This window comes from Stygiolobus azoricus (assembly GCF_009729035.1).
Classification (GTDB): domain Archaea; phylum Thermoproteota; class Thermoprotei_A; order Sulfolobales; family Sulfolobaceae; genus Stygiolobus; species Stygiolobus azoricus.
In genome coordinates, this window is record NZ_CP045483.1 from 755,597 (window position 1) to 775,061 (window position 19,465).

21 protein-coding genes are annotated in these 19,465 nt (G+C 38.0%); 8 read left to right on the plus strand and 13 right to left on the minus strand.

Annotated features, from left to right (window positions below):
• Positions 1 to 11 precede the first annotated feature (11 nt).
• On the plus strand, positions 12 to 215 hold the full coding sequence (locus D1868_RS04430) for a hypothetical protein (RefSeq protein WP_156005950.1): 204 nt from the start codon (positions 12 to 14) through the stop codon (positions 213 to 215).
• Positions 202 to 594, plus strand: a complete 393-nt coding sequence (locus D1868_RS04435) for a hypothetical protein (RefSeq protein ID WP_196770276.1) — start codon at positions 202 to 204, stop codon at positions 592 to 594. The genes D1868_RS04430 and D1868_RS04435 overlap by 14 nt, the downstream gene beginning before the upstream one ends.
• Here D1868_RS04435 and D1868_RS04440 read toward each other — a convergent pair.
• A complete protein-coding gene (locus D1868_RS04440; protein WP_156005952.1) occupies positions 586 to 888 on the minus strand; it encodes a hypothetical protein in 303 nt (100 codons plus the stop codon). The two genes, D1868_RS04435 and D1868_RS04440, sit on opposite strands and share 9 nt — an antisense overlap.
• Before the next feature lie 129 nt (positions 889 to 1,017).
• Here D1868_RS04440 and D1868_RS04445 point away from each other — a divergent pair, with 129 nt between their 5' ends.
• Positions 1,018 to 1,362: a hypothetical protein gene (locus D1868_RS04445; protein ID WP_156005954.1), complete on the plus strand. Its 345-nt coding sequence runs from the start codon at positions 1,018 to 1,020 to the stop codon at positions 1,360 to 1,362.
• Between the two features lie 173 nt (positions 1,363 to 1,535).
• Here the strand turns inward: D1868_RS04445 and thsA are convergent, their stop codons facing one another.
• Complete coding sequence (gene thsA / locus D1868_RS04450) at positions 1,536 to 3,227, minus strand: thermosome subunit alpha (RefSeq protein ID WP_156005956.1); 1,692 nt, start codon at positions 3,225 to 3,227, stop codon at positions 1,536 to 1,538.
• A gap of 170 nt (positions 3,228 to 3,397) precedes the next feature.
• On the opposite strand from thsA, the gene D1868_RS04455 reads away from it, so the two are divergent.
• Positions 3,398 to 4,120 (plus strand): hypothetical protein, encoded by a 723-nt coding sequence (locus D1868_RS04455; protein ID WP_156005958.1) that lies wholly within the window; start codon positions 3,398 to 3,400, stop codon positions 4,118 to 4,120.
• Here the strand turns inward: D1868_RS04455 and D1868_RS04460 are convergent.
• The 5 genes from D1868_RS04460 to D1868_RS04480 form a co-directional block, all read right to left on the minus strand.
• Entirely contained in the window at positions 4,053 to 4,859 is an 807-nt protein-coding gene (locus D1868_RS04460) for a hypothetical protein (RefSeq protein WP_156005960.1), read from the minus strand. The two genes, D1868_RS04455 and D1868_RS04460, sit on opposite strands and share 68 nt — an antisense overlap.
• An 18-nt stretch (positions 4,860 to 4,877) precedes the next feature.
• Positions 4,878 to 5,210 carry a hypothetical protein gene (locus tag D1868_RS04465; protein ID WP_156005962.1) on the minus strand — a complete coding sequence of 111 codons (333 nt, stop codon included), beginning with the start codon at positions 5,208 to 5,210 and terminating at the stop codon, positions 4,878 to 4,880.
• Positions 5,211 to 5,451: 241 nt separating this feature from the next.
• A complete protein-coding gene (locus D1868_RS04470; RefSeq protein ID WP_156007950.1) occupies positions 5,452 to 6,171 on the minus strand; it encodes a winged helix-turn-helix domain-containing protein in 720 nt (239 codons plus the stop codon).
• Between the two features lie 70 nt (positions 6,172 to 6,241).
• On the minus strand, positions 6,242 to 7,351 hold the full coding sequence (locus D1868_RS04475; RefSeq protein WP_156005964.1) for an ATP-NAD kinase family protein: 1,110 nt from the start codon (positions 7,349 to 7,351) through the stop codon (positions 6,242 to 6,244).
• Complete coding sequence (locus D1868_RS04480) at positions 7,323 to 7,985, minus strand: DUF4443 domain-containing protein (protein WP_231112465.1); 663 nt, start codon at positions 7,983 to 7,985, stop codon at positions 7,323 to 7,325. Before D1868_RS04480 ends, D1868_RS04475 begins: the two co-directional genes overlap by 29 nt.
• Positions 7,986 to 8,000: 15 nt before the next feature.
• Between D1868_RS04480 and argF the strand changes: the two genes are divergently transcribed.
• On the plus strand, positions 8,001 to 8,921 hold the full coding sequence (gene argF, locus D1868_RS04485) for an ornithine carbamoyltransferase (protein ID WP_156005966.1): 921 nt from the start codon (positions 8,001 to 8,003) through the stop codon (positions 8,919 to 8,921).
• Here argF and D1868_RS04490 read toward each other — a convergent pair.
• Genes D1868_RS04490 through thrC form a run of 5 tightly spaced genes read right to left on the minus strand, consistent with a single transcriptional unit; the run spans position 8,907 to position 14,342 of the window.
• Positions 8,907 to 10,148, minus strand: coding sequence for an Nre family DNA repair protein (locus tag D1868_RS04490; protein WP_156005968.1), 1,242 nt, complete (start codon positions 10,146 to 10,148; stop codon positions 8,907 to 8,909). The genes argF and D1868_RS04490 overlap by 15 nt on opposite strands.
• A complete protein-coding gene (locus D1868_RS04495) occupies positions 10,111 to 10,770 on the minus strand; it encodes a CehA/McbA family metallohydrolase (protein ID WP_156007952.1) in 660 nt (219 codons plus the stop codon). Before D1868_RS04495 ends, D1868_RS04490 begins: the two co-directional genes overlap by 38 nt.
• Entirely contained in the window at positions 10,770 to 11,822 is a 1,053-nt protein-coding gene (asd, locus tag D1868_RS04500; protein WP_156005970.1) for an aspartate-semialdehyde dehydrogenase, read from the minus strand. Before asd ends, D1868_RS04495 begins: the two co-directional genes overlap by 1 nt.
• Complete coding sequence (locus D1868_RS04505; protein WP_156005972.1) at positions 11,807 to 13,156, minus strand: aspartate kinase; 1,350 nt, start codon at positions 13,154 to 13,156, stop codon at positions 11,807 to 11,809. The genes asd and D1868_RS04505 overlap by 16 nt, the downstream gene beginning before the upstream one ends.
• Position 13,157: 1 nt before the next feature.
• Complete coding sequence (gene thrC, locus D1868_RS04510) at positions 13,158 to 14,342, minus strand: threonine synthase (RefSeq protein ID WP_156005974.1); 1,185 nt, start codon at positions 14,340 to 14,342, stop codon at positions 13,158 to 13,160.
• An 88-nt stretch (positions 14,343 to 14,430) separates the two neighbouring features.
• Here thrC and D1868_RS04515 point away from each other — a divergent pair, with 88 nt between their 5' ends.
• On the plus strand, positions 14,431 to 15,885 hold the full coding sequence (locus tag D1868_RS04515; protein WP_156005976.1) for a UbiD family decarboxylase: 1,455 nt from the start codon (positions 14,431 to 14,433) through the stop codon (positions 15,883 to 15,885).
• Here D1868_RS04515 and D1868_RS04520 read toward each other — a convergent pair.
• Positions 15,857 to 16,144, minus strand: a complete 288-nt coding sequence (locus tag D1868_RS04520; RefSeq protein ID WP_156005978.1) for a hypothetical protein — start codon at positions 16,142 to 16,144, stop codon at positions 15,857 to 15,859. The genes D1868_RS04515 and D1868_RS04520 overlap by 29 nt on opposite strands.
• A gap of 79 nt (positions 16,145 to 16,223) precedes the next feature.
• Here D1868_RS04520 and cdvB1/B2 point away from each other — a divergent pair, with 79 nt between their 5' ends.
• Complete coding sequence (gene cdvB1/B2, locus D1868_RS04525) at positions 16,224 to 16,883, plus strand: cell division protein CdvB1/B2 (RefSeq protein WP_156007953.1); 660 nt, start codon at positions 16,224 to 16,226, stop codon at positions 16,881 to 16,883.
• Positions 16,884 to 16,952: 69 nt separating this feature from the next.
• The gene (gene ppsA / locus D1868_RS04530; RefSeq protein WP_156005980.1) at positions 16,953 to 19,346 is read left to right on the plus strand and encodes a pyruvate, water dikinase; all 2,394 of its coding nucleotides are present in this window, start codon (positions 16,953 to 16,955) and stop codon (positions 19,344 to 19,346) included.
• Positions 19,347 to 19,465 lie beyond the last annotated feature (119 nt).

The following is a 19,465-nucleotide window of genomic DNA, read 5'->3' on the forward strand; positions in this document are numbered from 1 at the left end:
ATGTTTAAAACATGAAAAGAGTAGAAGTCCTAATAGTAGATGATATGAAGGGATCTACAAAAGTAGATGAAACTCAAATAACTGAGCTATTGAAGCAGATTAACGAAAAAGTAGACAAAGTTGTGATTAATAAGGTTACTATACCCACGGCTTCGGAGGACGAGGATAATTTATTAGGCGTACATATTATAGTGAGGGAAGTTGCAGAAACGTAATATATGCCCTCATTACAAAGGAGGTTTTTGTACTTCTCCCGTACTGGAATCTCCTTCCGATTCGGTTACATCACCTTCGAGGTGTCAAGGTAACTATAAGTCTTGCAGGTATTACATGGGAAACGAAGAGGAAAAAGCCAGAAAAGACGGACTTGAACAATACACAGAGGACGAAAGAGTAGAACAAGAGATATCGTTTTACCATAAGATTAACGTGCTAGAAGGCACTTTAGATAGCGAGTGCCCAAATTTCGAATTATTTAGAACCGAAAAAGGTTTAGTTGCGAGATGTAAGGCTATGGGTAGAATATTAACAGTGTCACAAGCGGAGTTATGTTCAAAAGTATGGAAAACTTGCCCAGTTAGAATTCTAACCTAACTTAGCATACTTTCCGTCTTCGGATAATGTGACCAGGTTTTTCTCCGCTAAATCCGACAATGCTTTTCTTATCTTATCTTCGCTAGCTATACCTGATAAAGCAGAATGAAGTTCTTTTAGATTCATAGGCTTTTGACTTAATAAGTCCAATAATATTTCCTTCAACTCCTCTTCATTAGGCGCAGTCATTACAACTACTTCTTTATCAGAATACAATACACGAAGTTTTTTCTCAACCTCATTTAAAGGTTCTTCTTCACCTGCAGACCTCTTTTTTCTCTTCGAGGATGACATCTTGACTCCTCTCACTTCCTATGTTATAAATTAAAATATCTACTTATAAGTGTTGATGAAAAGAACAAATAACTTCTTAACTACAGTTTTTATATGGCTAGTTAAAATTAGTTATAATAGGCGAATCATTTGGGAGAACCTGACTTCTTACGGCATATAGTGAGTAAGATATTAACACCCGTAAGTCTGGATATAAAAAAATTAGATGAAGCTCAGAAATTACTTGCAAAAGCAGAGTCAAAATATGGTTTTTCATCTTATGGAGGAGACCCAGAAAAATTAGCTAATTATATCCTAAGTCCAGACTTTATAAATCTGGTTTTAATTATTGGAGTAGACCTCTCAAAGAAATTACTTTATTTAACTCGCGACAGCTATTCAAGCCCAAAAATAAAAGAAGCAGTCCAGAAGATGCTTGAAGAACTGGATGGGTATTCAGGAGAAGAAACAAATCAAGTTATGATGTATAAGTAATATGTGTGCTGGTAAACAACACCATGTGTTCATAATTTATTACAATTTACTGATTAGTTATACAAATTAATTATATTTTGTAATTTCATAATCAGATTATTATATAGATAAATTATAATGAGAGTAAACAATTAGAATAGAATTTTGAATAAATAAGATAAAAAAGAAACTAATCACTCAAATGAGGGTTTGCTGCTACTTCCTTCTTCTCCGCCTTCTTCTTTACCTTTACTTCCTTCTTTCTTCTCGCTCTTTAATGCAGAGGCGGCAATTAAGTCATCAATCTTCAGAATCGCAGTAGCTGCTTCAACAGCACTCTTCAATACTTGAGCTTTTACTCTCACAGGCTCAATTACGTTGATTGACATCATATCATCGTTAAGTCTTCCGTTCATTACATCGACTCCAGCATTTACTAGACCTTTAGAGTGTTTGGATCTCAGATCCATTAAAGTCTGTATAGGCTCCATACCTGCAGTCTCTGCTAATATCATCGGTATCTCTTCTAATGCCTCAGCGAATTTCTCAATTGCTAACTGCTCCTTACCTCCTACGCTTCTTGCATACTCTCTTAATCTTAATGCTAACTCAGTCTCAACGGCTCCACCACCCGCAACAATCATGGGCTTTGATAATACGTTCCTTAATGAATGTAATGCGTCATTAATACTCCTCTCTGCCTCGTCAAGTGCCATATCATTGGATCCTCTTAATAAAATGTTTACAGCCCTCGGGTTCTTTGCACCTTCAATGAATACCATCTTATCGTTTCCTACTCTCCTCTCCTCTACTAGCTCGGCGTAACCTAGATCCTCAGGAGTTGCATCCTTTATACTGCTTATAATCCTTGCTCCTAAAGCCTTCTCTAACTTCTCTATATCGCTCCTCTTTACCCTTCTCACTGCGAGTATTCCTTTCTTAGCTAGGAAGTGCTGTGCTATATCATCAATACCTTTCTGGCATATAACAACATTAGCTCCAATTGAAGCTAGTTTGTCTACCATCTCCTTAAGGTACTTAGCCTCTTCATCTAAGAAGGCCTTAATTTGATCTGGGCTAGTGATGCTTATCTTAGCTGATATCTCGGGCTTTTCAACCTCAAGCGCAGCGTCTAATACAGCAATCTTTGCCTTTTCTACTCTCCTAGGCATTCCAGGGTGAACCACTTCTTTGTCAAGTACTAAACCTCTTACCAACATACTATCTTCTGTACTCCCACCCTTCTTCTTGTCTATTTTGATTAAATCAAGAGGAACGTTATAGCTACCGTCTGGCCTCTTCTCAGCTACAATTGATACAGCATCGAGTACTAAGTTCATGATTTTGTCCATCTCTTCTCCGCCAGCAACGAACTTGCTCGACATTGTTGTATATACAATCTTTCTCAACTGGTCTCTAGTTGCTTGTGAATTAAGATCACTTACATCAATCTTCAAAGCTAATTGATCTAGAATTTCTAATGATTTGTTTAATGCCTTCTTATAACCTTCAATTATTATGGTTGGATGTATATTCTGGTCTAACAAATCATCTGCTTTGTCGAGTAATAATCCAGCAAGGACTACTGCTGAAGTGGTTCCATCTCCTACTTCGGCATCTTGTGCCTTTGCAGCCTCAACAAGGAGCTTTGCAGCCGGGTGTTGGATTTCCATCTCCTTTACTATAGTGGCACCGTCATTAGTAATAGTTACGTCGCCGAAACTGTCGACTAACATCTTGTCTAATCCTCTGGGTCCTAACGAGCTCTTTAACATTTCTGCTAGTGTTACAGCTGCTAGTATATTGTTCCTTAAAGCATCCCTTCCAGAGGATCTATTTGTACCCTCTTTAAAGAGTAATACTGGAGCACCTGAAGCACCTGCCATTTAGCTCACCGTAGCTGGTTTTCATTAGGAGCGGTTATATATAAATTTTTCTTTTTTATGGTCCAATACTAATGAGGTATGAGAGAAAAGAGAAGTTCATCATTGTTCTAGAGAAAGAAGGGAGATATTTTTAAACAGTTTTTTAATTTTACACTCGAAGCTGTTGATATATGACCCTTTGCCAGAGATGTAACAAGAGAGAAGCGAATTATATCGTAGGCGGAAGGAAATTATGCGAGATATGTGCACGAGACGAGATCGTGAAAAGAATCAGAAAAGAGATCCATAACAGTAGAATGTTTAATTACAAGGAGAATGTCGCAATTTTATCACCAAATAATATGGATCAAATAGCGGAGCTCCTAACACATATCATCGGCAAGGCTTGTTACACTTGTAACTTAAAGATCGATAAAGTTAGCTTACATCTTGACTACCAGGATATTAACGAGTATATCTGGAGGCTAATAATGGAAGCTAAAAATCTTAAAGATTATAGTGTGAAAGTCCTTCCCTTTCCTTCAAACTTCTATTTAGCTTATCTCCTCTACTCACTTACAATGAAAAAATATTCCTATCTTAATTACGTTACAAGTTATAAGACCCTAAACGATGGAACTAAAATCTTTATTCCTCTTTATTCGATACCCCTATCAGAACTCAGCGCTTTCGGTCTAATAAACGAGATTAACTTCAATGACGACATTTTTAACTCGATTTTTTCTTGGGTTAACACACAGCTAGCTGAGAACTACGAGCTCTTTCATACCTTCATAACCTCCACTTCGTTATTCAACTACCCCAAATGCAAGTCTTGTGACGCCTTCATTGAGTCTGGGGAGTACTGTGCTCTATGTAAAAGGACTTTAGCTTCTCCTTCTCCTCCTTATTAAGCACAATCTCGAACCTTAGAAGATCTTTGGGTTGTTTACTGGGGGGTAAAACACCATCCCATGAATAGTAGAAGTAACCAGCCATCATTATCTCTTTGTAACCTTGAGGATCCACTTTGAAATAGTCGAAAAGTATCTGCAATACGTTAAGTTGTTCTTTTAGTTGTTTCATAGTGATAGTGTACTTACATATATAGCAAGACAAGTCAGGCATAATGGCGTTAAACATACATTTCGGACATTTTACCGGGGAGTTAATCCCGTATATAGTCCAGTTAGCCCTGAGGACATCTATTAGGTCACTTCTACCTTTCTTAATGCAAATCTCATACAGCCTTGGGCCCAGGTCCTTAATTGCGTTCTTTGTATTATATACAACGAACTCTAATTGTTCCTCCGTCATTTTTTCTAAGTCCTTAATTCTCACAAGTTTCATAGCTAGGAACTCCATTAACGAGTCCCTGTTTGCAGATAGTCTGTTTATTATAGTCTTAGATTTAGGCTTAGTCTTCACTTCGCCTACTGCACCTGCAAAAGGCTCCTTTATAAGTTCCTTATACTCCTCTCTCGACAAGTTGAGATAAGCGAGACCAAGAGCATTTATTACTTCTTCCAGGTATTCGTCTAAAAGTTCATTAGGATCCACATACTTTACGGAGGATGACTTCTTTTTCTTGCTCTTGGGTTGTGAGTTAGTATCCTTTTCCTCTTGTTCTTCACCTTTTTTCTTCCTGGGCAAATGCTCCCCCTGAGTCAATCAGACAATATGAGATAAGTCCAGATAGTCCATAGGAAGCATTTTGCCTTTTGACACTATTTCGTTATACTTCTTTTCTAAATCTTCTATGAACACAGGGCAGTTCTCAAATTTTCCTTCTCTAGTACATTTAGCTCCTCCTAAGGTTAAGAAGCAGATTTGAGACTTCTTATCATAGTGAGGACATAATTTGTGGTATGTTTTTGCACTTTTTATCATCTTTTCTATCCACTGTTTCTTATGGTCCTTCTTCTCTGCCTCTTTCTCAGCCTTTGCTAACACTTTGTTCATCTCCTCTTCCGAGATCTTAGAAGACCTCGTATTATCAGCCATAATTAACACCGCATTATGTAACTTTACACGTCTCCTCTAATATATATTACTACTACTACAAGAGATGAATAATAGACTAGACTTGGACAAAACAATTAAATATAGTTTGTATATTGTAAGTATTATCAACGAGAATAATCCGTATAGGCATTATTCATAGTTGTAGTATATGCATGTAATTTTAATTAAGTAAGCCTAGACAACTCTAATTAAAGAAACCGGAAGGCCTCATTTTAAAAAATTAACATTCATTAATCTTGTTTTTAAATGATTGTGTAAAACCTATCCTTAAACCTAGCTTTGGATCATGATAAAGGTATAAGATCCTCTTAGTCTGAAGTTTTCTCAGTACTCGAAAGAGCCAGCCTGTATCGGCTCCAAACTCCTCTTGTAGCTGGTCGATGTATACATATGTCGAACCCCATTGAGTATATTTCGTCAGTAAAAATGATAACAACTCTTTCTCTTCTTCTTCTAGTTTTTGAAGAATTTCGTCTAAACAATTCATTAAATTCTCTTTTTGTGGTTTATTTTCTTTAGGACTGGTTTTTGCTTCAATAAACGACAAAATTTTTTTCCTCTCTTTGTCTTCTTTTTCCTTATTCTTGTTGTTTATTGTTGGTTTAACTTTTTCATTGAATATATCTTTTGCAATAGCCAAGTATTCAGTAAACTTAGTGTTGTTCTTAATCTCTACTATTTCTTTAGCCAAGTCTTCTCCTTGAGGGGTTAAATGCCACCTTCCTGCTTCCTGATAAACGAGTCCCTTCCTCTTCCAATAGCTCAGATAACTGCTAACGTACTTGGTCTCTAGCCCCAGATTCACCGCTATTTCAGATGTTCTAAGAGGTCTTGCGAGAAGTAGAACGAGTATTGCTTCCACTAACTTTGACCTGGGGTTAATACTTTTGCTCTCTTGAACTCTGATAATATCCGTAATGTCAGTATCGTCAGTAGTCATCATATCTTATTTGCCAAACTAAAATTAATAATAGTGGAAAGTTTCAGCCTAGGTAATTCCATGCTTTTTGTTAATCAGTAATATCACAAGTTTTCATCGCTACAAATTCTCCGTAACCAACTATTATCTTGTATACTCCTCTCATTAAAACGTCTAGCTCTGGGTCACCAGTATCTATCCTAAGACAGTCGAAAGTGTTCAACTTACTCTTTGTAGATACGATAATTATGTTGTCTTTCCCATTGGCCCCTTGAGATACTTTCAGTAATTTCCTGAGGAATTCGGGTCCTATTTCTTGATTTCCCCTCCCGATGAGAAAGCCTTGTTTACCAATGGGAGTGAGGATAAGTTTTAACTCCCCAGTTAAACCTAGTAAATCTTCGTACTTTACACAACTCTTTACAAGTTGACGATTTTTTATAACGTCGGTACAGAGGAAATTACTTTCTATTCCAAGCTTTTTCAATATTGTTTTTGTCGTACTTCCCGGGCCTACTACGAAGACTTTGTTCGACGATGTCAGGTAAGTATCAATCACATATTGGGCTATTTCATCTAATTCCTCCTTGTCGCTCATGACCTCCTCTTTATTAGGTGTTAATAAGTTGGAGTAATTTACTGTCTTAGCGTAACCATATAGCTTAACGACATATTTACCTTCTCTATAGGCTTCTTCATCTATATCAAGAATTTCAGTTAAAATTTCTTCAGTCTTGTCCTCAACGAAGTGTCGTAAAAGAACTCCTGCCGACTCAGGGTTTGTAGTAAAAACACCGCTGTGCATTTTTACACCTGTGGGAATTCCTAGAATAGGTAACTTATCCTTTACTACACTGAAGACATCCCGTGCTGTACCATCACCACCTGCAAAAACTATTATATCACATCGGTTAGTCTCTATGAAGTAAGTTACGGCTTTGATTGTATCCTCTCTTGATGTGGGTGTATTGATGTTAATTTTAGCTACTTCGTATTTAACTTCGCTTCCCTTAAAGTAGTTTTCTCCCATTTCACGTGGGGCAACAATATAGTTAGCGTTTTTAGGGGCTGTATTTAAAAACCTTAAAATTCGAGATGGTGTTTCTGTGTTGTAAATTTGTAAATTATCACTGCCCTTATTTCCTATTCTTCCTCCGCTTCCGGCTACAGGGTTAACCAGTAGGCATATCGTTTTTTTCATTCAGGTAATATAGGGTTAGAATTATTTTATAAGCTAAGTAATTACTACTAGGCTCAAAGAATATTACTAAGTCGTGAGGTTGTATAGATCCCTTCAATTTTTCTTTTATCTCCTCTTTTAATTTCTTCACCTCATCACTTTCTTCAAAGGTTTTAGGAGGTAGTTCAATGTTACATTCTTCGGTTATTGTTCCGATCAGTGTTTTAGAAGCCCCCGACTTAATTATTAGGTCCCTGAGCTGTAGTATCCCGATCTTATCGACTAAGTGAGACAAGTTCCTCATAATTACACATCCTGCATTCCAATTTATTGTCCTTAATTCCATTTTTTCGAGTACTGTAGCTTTTTCTGCAAAGTATTTCAGGACGTTTTTACCTTTTTCGGACAAGATTATTCCTGCTACCTTATCTATGTTCACTAGCTCTAACTCCCTTAACCTTTTAATTAACGTCCTGGTACTGGCTTCGCTGAGACCCAACTTTCTCATTAATAAGTGTCTTCCTATTGGCTGTTCCTTCCTTATAATTTCTAGGGCGAGGAGTACGTGAGCTTCATCAAAATTAGGTTTATTCCCCTTTTTAGGGGTTACAATTTGCTCTAGTAATGTTACGAATTCCACATTTATAAATGGCATAGATAACATAAAAATATGTTGAGAGGAAAAAGCCTCCTTTGTCTCTTGGATTTTTCAAAACAAGAAATAGAAAAAATGATGGAAGTATCGTTCATGATGAAGAACTACGTTTATACTAGTAATATTCCTAAAGTCCTTGAGGGAAAAAGTGTTGCCTTGATCTTCGAAAAGCCCAGCACTAGGACTAGAGTTAGCACGGAACTCGCTGTGAGGCTTTTGGGAGGTGTAAGTATAGTCTTAAGTAAGGGAGAACTTCAACTCAGCCGTGGTGAACCGGTAGAGGATACTGCAAGAGTTCTCGGAAGGTACGTGAACGGTATAGGTGCGAGAGTCCTCGACCATAAAAACCTCCTGATCTTGGCCGAGTATTCTAAGAAACCTGTAATTAATTTACTAAGCGACTTATCTCACCCCCTCCAGGCGTTGACTGATTACATGACTATAAAAGAGAAGTTCGGTAAGTACGAGACTGTGGCTTTTGTGGGAGACGGAGGGGATAATGTTTTGATCAGCCTTATGTCATTTGTAGCTAAAATGGGTCTTGAGTTAAGAGTTGCAACTCCGAAAGAATATAGGCCTAGGCAGGACATATGGAAGAGGATTGAAGAAGAAGCTGAGCAAAGCGGTGCAATAATAGAATTTTATGAAGATCCTTATGAGGCGGTTAGGGGGAGCAAGGTTGTGTATACCGATGTATGGGTCAGTATGGGTCAAGAGAAAATAGCTGAGGAAAAGAAGAAAAGACTGAGTAGCTACAAGGTGACGAAAGACTTGATGAGGTATGCGAGTAAGGAGGCAATATTCCTTCATTGCTTGCCCGCGGTTAGGGGAGAGGAAGTAGATGCTGAAGTGATAGACGGACCACAGTCAGTAGTATGGGATCAAGCAGAGAATAGACTTTATACTGCCATGTCTGTACTGTCACTTCTTATCTAAAAATAAGTCGATAGTAGTCTGAGTAAGGAGTTTTTTGATACTCCTTACTTCCTCTAACATGATTTGGTTCTCCGCTTTTAGCCTCGAGTTCACGAATTTGATCGCCTCTCTCAGGTTGTTAAAAGTCCCAATCTTCTTTTCTTCCAATGCGCGTCTAGTTGTCTCTCTTATATGCCAGTTACCTACAGGGGCGTAATATTCAGAAGTTATCTCCCTGATGATGATCACACCTGCTTGTCTCTTTCTTTCATAAAGTTTCTCGAGAACTGCCAGTCTGGAAGCCATATAACCTCCGTCGAGGAAATCGTACTCTCCCCAGAAGTTTTCACTTAAGTCGCTAACTATGAGCTCTCTGGTCCAGAGTGATAAGGGGTGCCATATTTCTACCCAGACACTCCTATATTTTGAGGGGAAGAGGATCACGTGGAAGTAATTGCCTAGGTACGATGAGTAGTATACTTCGATTTCGTTGATTTCGGGGTATTGTTTGACTTGAGATAATAGGAACTTACCTATTGCTTGGTCGACGGCTGTTATACTCCATCTTGTAGGGACTAATTTCCTGTTCTTCTTCAGTCCGAAAAGTCCTAGCGATAGTCCAGTAATTATCCTGTAGTAATCTTCTCCGTTTCGATAAAGTTCTAGAATAGCAGATTCCGCCTTGACGTCATCAAAGATCAATTTTTCGAATTGAGGGGAAAGTTTAGGATTATCTTGCACTCTGATATCATTAACTTCTACTGATGGTCCTCTGGGTATAAAAATACCATCGAATCTCAGTTTTGGCTCAATGTCTTTCTTATCGCTTACTGCGTTTGAATCAACGGGCTTGTACGAGACTCCAGCTAATGAAATCTCTTTTTCGTAAAGTCTGTAAGGATTTGTAATGTCTATTTTTTTAAGTATAGAAGATATCATTTGACTTCTCAATGACAAAATCTCGTTTAGACTTTTCTTTCCCCACCAGCCTCTCGGGTCTTCATAATCTTTAGCACTTTCACCTTGAACGCCGGGGGGTATGTTGTAAAGTAACGAGACTTTAGGATACCCTCTTTCTCCGATTATTATACTAGGGGGAGTGGATCCCTCTATGACTTCTGAGTTGTGAATTTTACTTATTGCCAGTGTTACAGATCTAAACCTATCCATTATAGGGCAAGAAGGAAGTCCGCATAAGTATTTGTATCCCTTACATCTGATACATAACTCCGCGGGAATTTTTCGCAATTTTGAGTTTCCTCAATATACTCCATTCTACAATCTTTAACTTAGCTTTTACGGTCAATCCTACTCCTACCGGGTTTATCTTGCCTTTTCTTATCTCCTCTAAGATCTCGTCTACGTTGAACTCCGATATCTCTAACTCGTTATATGCAGAACCTAAGGCTTCTTTTACGTGTGAATCACTGTTAGCTACTCCCGGCATGTTCAATTCTTTAGATATTTTTAACGCTTTTTCATTTGCTGACCTAGGGGCCTTGGAGTTAAAAACTTCTATAGCGTCGAATTTGTAGTTATATACTTTTTCTCCTATTCCTGCCCTAAAGATATCGAAGGGATGGGACGGAAAAATGATGCAGTTGTTTTCTTTACTATAGTCTACCAGTTCCTCAATTTTTATAGGAGGATCAGGAGGAAAATTACAGAGAATAACTACATGTCCGAATTGTGTAGTGACTTCTTGTCCAGGAATTACAGGATATTCTTTAACTCTTCTATATGCTTCTGACGTATCATGGTCTGTTATGGCTATTCCGTTAAGACCTACTTTTAGTGAGTATTTTACCATAACTTCTGGGGAGTATTTTCCATCGCTATAAAAAGTGTGAACGTGGAGGTCTATCTTAATCATATATATCCTAGCTCCTTCATGACCTCCACTGTCAGTATCGTTATTCCGGCAGCCCCTCTCACTAGGTTATCACCTAGAACTATTAGTCTTAATACATTATTTTCGTGTCTTATTCTCCCTACAGTGATGGCCATTCCGTTTTCTGCAGATACGTCTAGCATGGGCTGAGGTCTGTCTTCTTCATCTCTAACTATTATTGGTGATTTAGGTGCTGTGGATAAGTTCTTAATTTGAGGTAAAGACTTAAAGTTTCTAAACCGCTGTTTTATCTCCTCTATGTTCACTTTCTCGTTAGTTATTATATTTATTACTCCCATGTGACCTACTCTAGTGGGGACTCTAATTGACGTTACTGAAGTGTCTAACCTAGCTGGGATTATTTGCTGTCCTTCAAATTTTCCGTTAAGTTTTGTGAGTTCTTTTGCAATTTTGTCCTCTTCCCCTTTAATGTAAGGTATTATGTTCCCCTCTATTGCCATGAAGGAAATTCCGTTATAACCAGCCCCGCTTACAGCCTGGAGTGTAGTGATTAATATTTTTGATTTCTCTGCTATATCAAGCAAGGGTTTTATGGGCATGGACATTATAGCTGCGGTACAATTAGGGTTTTTAACAAGTAGTCCTTTCCATCCTTTTTTCTTTTGCTGTACCTTTAAAAGTTCTAGGTGCTCCCAATTTACCTCGGGGTTAATTAAAGGTACGTCTGGATCCATTCTAAAAGGACTTGCATTAGAAACAACAATTTTCCCGTTTTTTACTAACTCTAGTTCTATACTCTCTGCTAACTCATTAGGTAGGGCTGAGAGTACTATGTCGACATCTTTGTGGTCCTCATAATTTGTCGATACTATGGGTAAGTCCTTGACATTTTCCGGTATATCACCTGGCTCAATCCACTTGACTGAGTCCTTATACTTTTTACCTATTTTTGAGGGAGAAGCACTAACCTTAACTAGTTCCAGATAAGGGTGTTTAGAAAGTAATTTTACCATTTTTTGGCCTACCATTCCGGTTGAGCCGAGTAAGGATACTTTTATTTTGTCGACCATTCTAAAACCACCTCGTGTAGGTCTTTAGCGAGTTGCTCTGATTCTCTCTTATTTGATATAAATGTTATACTGACTCCTTTCAACCCTCTAGATATAAAGAGTGGATTAAATGCAGAAGCCCTTGTGAGTACTTTGGATGAGATCTCTTTGTTTCTTAATCCGCATCCTACGATACTTATCGCGCCTACGTCTTCTACTTCCACTTCTTTTATTAAAGTGTCTAACTGATTTAATCTCTTCATCAGCCTTTCGCTATCTTCATTGTTTATTACTAATTGAATTACAGTTTCTGATGCTGGTTGTGAAATCGCAACTATATTTACGTTAGCGTTTTTAACTTCAGTAGTTATTGTAGCAGCGGAACCGATCTTTCCTACGATTCTAGTACTTTCAATGGTGACAAGCTTTAAGTTATCGTTCATAGTAATTCCTTTTAATAAATCATTAGGTGTACATAACCCTTCTATCACAGTATCTCCTTCTTCGTAAAGTCCTTCTATAATTACTTTCATATTTGATCCAAATATAGGGTCAAAGGTTCTAGGATGTAATCTCTTAGCTCCTAGTTGTGAAAGTTCGATTGCTTCTTCAAGGGAGAGTCTTGGAATAGTTATGGCGCTGTTGATCTTTTTGGGGTCCGCTGTCATTATTCCAGGTACTTCAGTAATTAGCCTCACCTCTTTAGCATTAAGGAGTTTTCCTATGAGGGTTGCGGTATAGTCGCTTCCTCCTCTTCCTATCGTAGTGAACTTATGTGATTTGCTAATGCCTATGAAGCCCGGTACAACCGTAATTGGTTTGTTTATTTCCTCAAGTTTTTTAGTTAAATAATCTATAGACTCTGGTAATAATACGTTAGCCTCACCGAAATTCTCATCTGTTATCAAAGGTGGCTCTGGCAAATATCCAACGTTTAGTTTATTACTATTAAGGTATGCCGAGAGGACAATAACAGCGAGTCTCTCTCCGAAAGATAGTATGTAGTCTCTTATTTTCGGCGTGACTTCGTCTAATACTCTTATTGACCATGCTACTTTGTAAAGCTCGTCCGCAAGTTTGGAAAGATCCTTAAATGCTCTTTCAAATTCTATTCCGTCCACAAGTTTTGATAGGAGTCTTATATGTCTATCATAGATATCGCTTATGATGTCCACTGATTTGTCCGTCTGATTTATTGCTTCTAGGAGTAGGTTTGTAACGTTCTTAATCGCTGATGTTACCACTATGTTCTTATTAAAAGATGAGTCACTCGAATAGTTTCTTATTTTTTCTAGTATTAATTCGTAATCTTTTTCATCTTTTTGTATTGAACCACCTACTTTTAGCACTCTCATTTTATAATTCACCTAAAACAACTTTGTCTATATGTTCGGGGTTGACTAGAATACGCTTAGCTTCAGATTTAGTCATAGCGTCAGGGTCTTTAAGCGCATGTCCCGTCAAGATCATAACTGTTTTATCCTTTGCATCAAGTCTTTTTTCGTTAATAAGTTTCAGAAAGCCTGCGTAAGCTGCTGCAGATGCTGGTTCTGCTCCTACTCCCTCTCTTCTAGCTAATTGTCTTTGCGCGTCAAGGATCTCATTATCGGATACTGAAATAGCGAAGCCATTAGAGCTTTTTATCGCTTTTATAGCTTTCTTCCAATTAACCGGTTTTCCTATTCTTATTGCAGTAGCAACAGTCTCTGGTGTGTCTACGAACTCTGGTTTGTCCAGCCCTTTTTCAAGGGCTTTTGCTATTGGTGAAGCACCTTCAGCCTGGACTCCTATCATTCTCGGTGTCTTGTCAATTATCCCTGCGTTCTTTAATTCGTTGAATCCCTTCCATATTGCGTAAATGTTCCCTGCATTTCCTACTGGGACAATTACGTTATCAGGAACTCCAATATCCTCGTAAATTTCAAATGCTATAGTCTTTTGTCCTTCCAATCTCCACGGGTTAAAGGAATTTAGAGGATAAACTATCTTTAATTCTCTGTATAGCCTCATAACACTAGACATTGCTATATCAAAACTTCCGTCTATCTCAAGTATTGTTGCTCCGTACAGAATAGATTGGGCTAATTTTCCTAGAGCTACTTTACCCCTAGGAAGGACAATATAACTTTTGAGACCTGCTCTACTTGCATAGGCTGCAGCTGAGGCTGCGGTATTCCCTGTTGAAGCTGCTACGACAACTTTGTATCCTAATGAGAGTGCAGAGCTTATTGCTACCGTCATTCCCCTGTCCTTAAAACTCCCAGTAGGATTAGCTCCTTCAAACTTGAAGTAAGCATTTTCATAATTCGTTGACTTTATCAGGGGCGTATTTCCTTCATTCAGTGTAACTATTTTCTTATATTCCCCTGCTATTAATTCCTTATATCTCCACACTCCTTTACCTTTAAGTGAGGAGAACGAAAAGGACTTAGGAGGCTCTACTACTATTTCTAGTAGTCCTCCACATTTAGGGCAAGTTATAAGGTCTTGCTTTATAGGGTACTCTTCCCCGCAGTCTAAACATTTTAAATAGCCATTAATGTTTCCAACAATAACTCACCACTGTACGGTAAAGCTCTTTATTACACTAAATTATAAGCTTTATCTTACATCAAAAATATGAGTAATTATGGCTTTTAAGGATCTTAGAGAGTATATTCATTTTCTACGTCAAAAAGGGAAAATTATAGAAATAGATGACGAAATTTCGCCAGACCTTGAGATCGCTTATATTTCGAGGCAAGCCACATATAGGAGGTTGCCTACACTTTTGTTTAAGCGAGTTAAAGGGTATCCTGATTGGAAGGTAATAACTAATATGTTCTATTCTATTAATTCGTTTTATGACATCTTTGGAACAGATAAGTTAGAAGAAATAAGCAAGAACTTTATAGAGAATTTTATGGGAAATATGCCTATAACTTTAATTGAGAAAATAAAGAGTCTTGCAGAGTTTTCTAAGTTTGGGAAAATTTTACCTAAAAGTAAGAAGCCTGTTTTTGAGGAAGAAAGTAGGGCTAATCTTTTGTCATTCCCAGCCTTAAAAACATGGCCTAAGGATGGGGGAAAATATTTTACATTTTCAATAGTTATAACAAAAGACCCAGAAAGTGAAGTAACTAATTTGAGTGTTTACAGAGTTCAAATAGTTAACGAAAAGGAAGCAATAGTTCACTGGCAAGTTCTAAAGAGGGGAAATATTGCAGCTCAGAAGTATAAGAGGCTGGGAATTAGGAAAGTTCCTATTGCTATAGTTAACGGTGTAGACCCAGCTATTGCGTTTATAGCATCTTCACCCGTACCTCCAGGTTTGGACAAGTATTTATTCGCCGGGATTGTTAGAGGTGAGGGAGTTGAGGTTCATGAACTAGATAATGGTATTTTAGTTCCTTCTAATGCAGAATCCGTTATTGAGGGTTATGTTGATCTAGACGATATGAGATTAGAGGGACCTTTCGGAGATCATTTGGGTTACTACACCCCTCCGGATTATTTTCCCACATTTAAATTAGAAAAGGTTTACTTAAGAGAGAATCCCATATTTCACGCTACTTCTGTGGGTAAACCACCTTTAGAAGATGCGTGGATCGGAAAGGCTGTTGAAAGATTGTTTTTACCCTTCTTGAGATTAATAGTGCCTGAACTGGTTGATATGAACTTACCAGAATACGGTTTATACACAGGCATAGGCATATTTTCTATAAAGAAAATGTATCCAGGTCAAGGTAAAAGGGCTATGATGGCTCTATGGGGAACCGGGCAACTGAGTTTACTTAAAATGATTATTATTGTAGATGAAGACGTAAACGTTCATGATATTAATCAAGTGATGTACGCTATAGCTTCTACTGTAGACCCTAAGAGAGATGTACTATTAATTGATAATGTAATTACGGATTCTCTAGACCACACAGTACCTAACCCACCTCTAGGAAGTAAAATTGGTATTGATGCAACGAGGAAGTTTAAAGAAGAGGTAGGGAGAGGGTGGCCTGAAGAAGTGAAGGATGACGAAGAAGTAGTTAAAAGAATGAGTACTTTACTGAGCAAAATAGTTAAAGCTCATGATCTTCTCTCAAAGTGACTTCATTTTCCAGATCCTTATATACAATGCTGACTTTCTTTACATTATCTATAGTTGCGTTAATTTCAACTTTTTCGTTCTCTTTAAGTTCTTTATTTATAAAAATTTCGTCATGAAGCATTTTAGGTACTCTTTCTTGGTCATACGTAAGGGTAGATACTTCATAGGTCACTAGAATGAGCCTTAGTAATACTTTTTTAGGTGTAGTGTTTAGTATGATTATTTTGTTTGCGTCTTTCTTAACCGAAAAAACGTTCATTGGTTTATTTAATACAATTGAGGTATTATAAGTCCGAGTATTTAAACAGCTGAGTATAACTAGACTTAATTTGAGAAAAATGGCTGGTGTAAACGATTTCATAAAGAACTGGAACGGCAAACAAGAACCCACGTTAGCTGAAAAGTTAAAAACCGCATTCAAGCCTCAACAACCATTACGTTACAAGCTTGTAATGGCTGATTATAGGCTTAAGACTACAATTAGCAGACTAGATGTTTACATATCGAAACTTCAGGAAAGGGATAGGTCGTTATTTGAGAAAGTAGTAGAAGCTCAGATGTCTAAAGATAATATGAGGGCTGCAATGTATGCTAACGAGATAGCTGAAATAAGGAAGATCACAAAGCAGTTGCTAGCTACGCAAATAGCTCTGGAGCAAGTGCAGTTAAGGCTAGAGACCGTAACCGAGTTGGGTGACGTATTTAATTCACTGGTACCGGTTGTTGGTGTAATAAGGGAATTAAGGTATGCTATGAAAGGAGTAATGCCAGAACTTTCTGTTGAGCTTGCCGATCTAGAAGAGGGATTACAAGAGATTGTAATAGAAGCTGGAGAGTTCAGCGGTACTGGAGTTGACTTCACTTCAACATCGCCTGAGGCGAGAAAGATTCTTGAGGAAGCCACTATGGTTGCTGAGCAGAGGATGAAGGAGAAGTTCCCATCTCTACCATCATTTGTTACATCTGTAGCACAGAAATCCAATGAAGACCACAAATGAAAAATTAAATTGATATTGAGATTTTTTCAAGGGTCAATAACATTTTTTAATGTATAAGTAAATATTTTAATGGGGAATATTGTGACTTCTTCCGTTATTGAAGGAGACCTTATCCTCGATCTTAAATCCATAAGGAAAGACATGCTTTCTGTAGCCGGAGGTAAGGGGGCTAATTTAGGTGAATTAATTGCTTTTGGTATAAGGGTACCACCTGGCTTTGTGATAACGTCAAATGCATATAAGTACTTTATAGAATATAATAACTTAAAGGAAAAGATTAAAGAAGTATTGGAAAAAGAGTCAGATGAGGAGAGTGCAAGTGAAAAGATTAGGTCTTTGATCTTGTCAGCATCAGTGCCTAAGGACTTAGAGGAATCAATATACAAGGGTTATGACTCATTGTCTAAGATGGTGGGGAAAGAAGTCTTAGTTGCAGTTAGGTCATCAGCTACTGCTGAAGACATAGCGGAGGCTAGTTTTGCAGGACAACAAGACACATATTTAAATGTTTCACGTTCAGAACTGATAGAAGCTGTAAAAAAAGTATGGGCAAGTTTATATACAGCAAGAGCAATATCATATAGAAAAGCAAAGAATATTGATCAATTAAATATATCTATGGCTGTAGTAGTACAAAAAATGGTTAATTCCAGGTCTGCAGGTGTAATGTTTACTTTACATCCTTCCACTGGTGATAGGAACTATATTGTTATTGAGTCCAGTTGGGGACTCGGAGAATCTGTAGTAGGAGGAAAAGTTACTCCTGATGAAGTCGTAATTGAGAAGTCCAGTCTAAAGATAGTTGAGAGGAGACTTTCCCATAAAACCTCTAAGATAATTTACGATCCGGTCGCCCGTAAGAATAAGACAGTGCAACTAACCGGTGAGGAAGCCGATACGATGTCCATAAACGACGAAGAAGCGATAGAGTTGGCCAAACTTGCATTAAAGATTGAGGAGCACTATGGGAGACCGATGGATATAGAATGGGCAATTGATTCAGACCTGAAGTTTCCTGATAATGTGTTTATAGTTCAAGCTAGGCCAGAGACCTATTGGAGTAATAAAGGTAAAGAAGAGCAGAAAGAAAAGAAGTCAAGCGGTTCTGGTAGAATACTCACTAAAGGAATACCGGCTAGCCCAGGCATTGCTGTAGGTAAAGCAAGAGTTCTACTTGATCTTAAAGATGCAAAGAACTTCCAACAAGGTGAGATATTAGTTACTAAGATGACAGACCCTGATTGGGTTCCTATCATGAAGATGGCATCTGCAATAGTTACTGATGAAGGCGGAAGGACTAGTCATGCAGCAATAGTCTCCAGAGAGTTAGGTATTCCCGCTGTAGTAGGAACTGGTAACGCTACTAAAGTCATACAAGACGGGCAAGAAATAACTGTTGACGCAACTAGAGGAATTATTTATGAAGGTAAAGTGGTTCAAGAGGAGGGAGGAAAGTCTTCTGCTCAAACTGTTACTCCTCAAGCTTCTGTTTCAGGAATCTCACGTGAAGTACTATTAAGCCTATATCCAGTAACTGCCACTAAAATCTATATGAACTTAGGACAGCCTGATGTAATAAACAAGTATTTAGATCTTCCGTTTGACGGTATAGGATTAATGAGGATTGAGTTCATAGTCAGTGAGTGGATTAAGTATCATCCGCTTTACTTAATAAAGATAGGTAAACCTGAGGAGTTTGTGAACAAACTTGCTGAAGGAATATCAATGGTCGCTTCAGCAATTTATCCTAGACCAGTAGTAGTAAGGTTCTCTGATTTCAAGTCCAATGAGTATAAGAGCTTGCAAGGCGGAACCGAATTTGAGCCAGACGAGAGAAACCCAATGATAGGTTGGAGAGGAGTATCACGTTACATCAGTAAGCAATACGAGCCAGCGTTCAGGTTAGAGGTAAAGGCAATTCTAAAGGTTAGAGAGGAAATGGGATTGAGTAACGTTTGGGTCATGTTCCCGTTTGTCAGAACTACATGGGAGCTTAATAAAGCAATTAAAATTATGGAGGAAGAGGGGCTTAGGAGAAGTTCTGATTTCAAAGTTTGGATTATGGCTGAGGTTCCATCAGTAGTTGTTCTAGCAGATGAATTCTCTAAGATAGTCGACGGATTCAGTATTGGTAGTAATGACCTTGCACAACTCACGCTGGGAGTAGATAGAGACTCAGACCTACTTGCGAGAATGGGATATTATGATGAAAGAGATCCAGCAGTGCTCGAGTCTATAAGGAGGTTAATAAGGACTGCCCATAAGTATGGTAAGACAGTTTCAATATGTGGTCAGGCACCTAGTGTATATCCCGAAGTTGTAGAATTCCTCGTAAAGGAAGGGATAGATAGTATAAGCGTTAACCCAGACGCTGTGATCACTACCAGGCGTTGGGTAGCCTCTGTAGAGCAAAAAATACTGCTTCAAGGACTAAGAAATAATAATCATGAAGATAAAGAATGATTTTTATCCTTTAGATCATTTTAAATAGATTTCCCTTTTCCCCTTCTGGTTTAATATCGAGTCCCAACACTCTTTGCAATATCTTCTAGCTCCGTCAAAATATTCTGTACATGATTGGC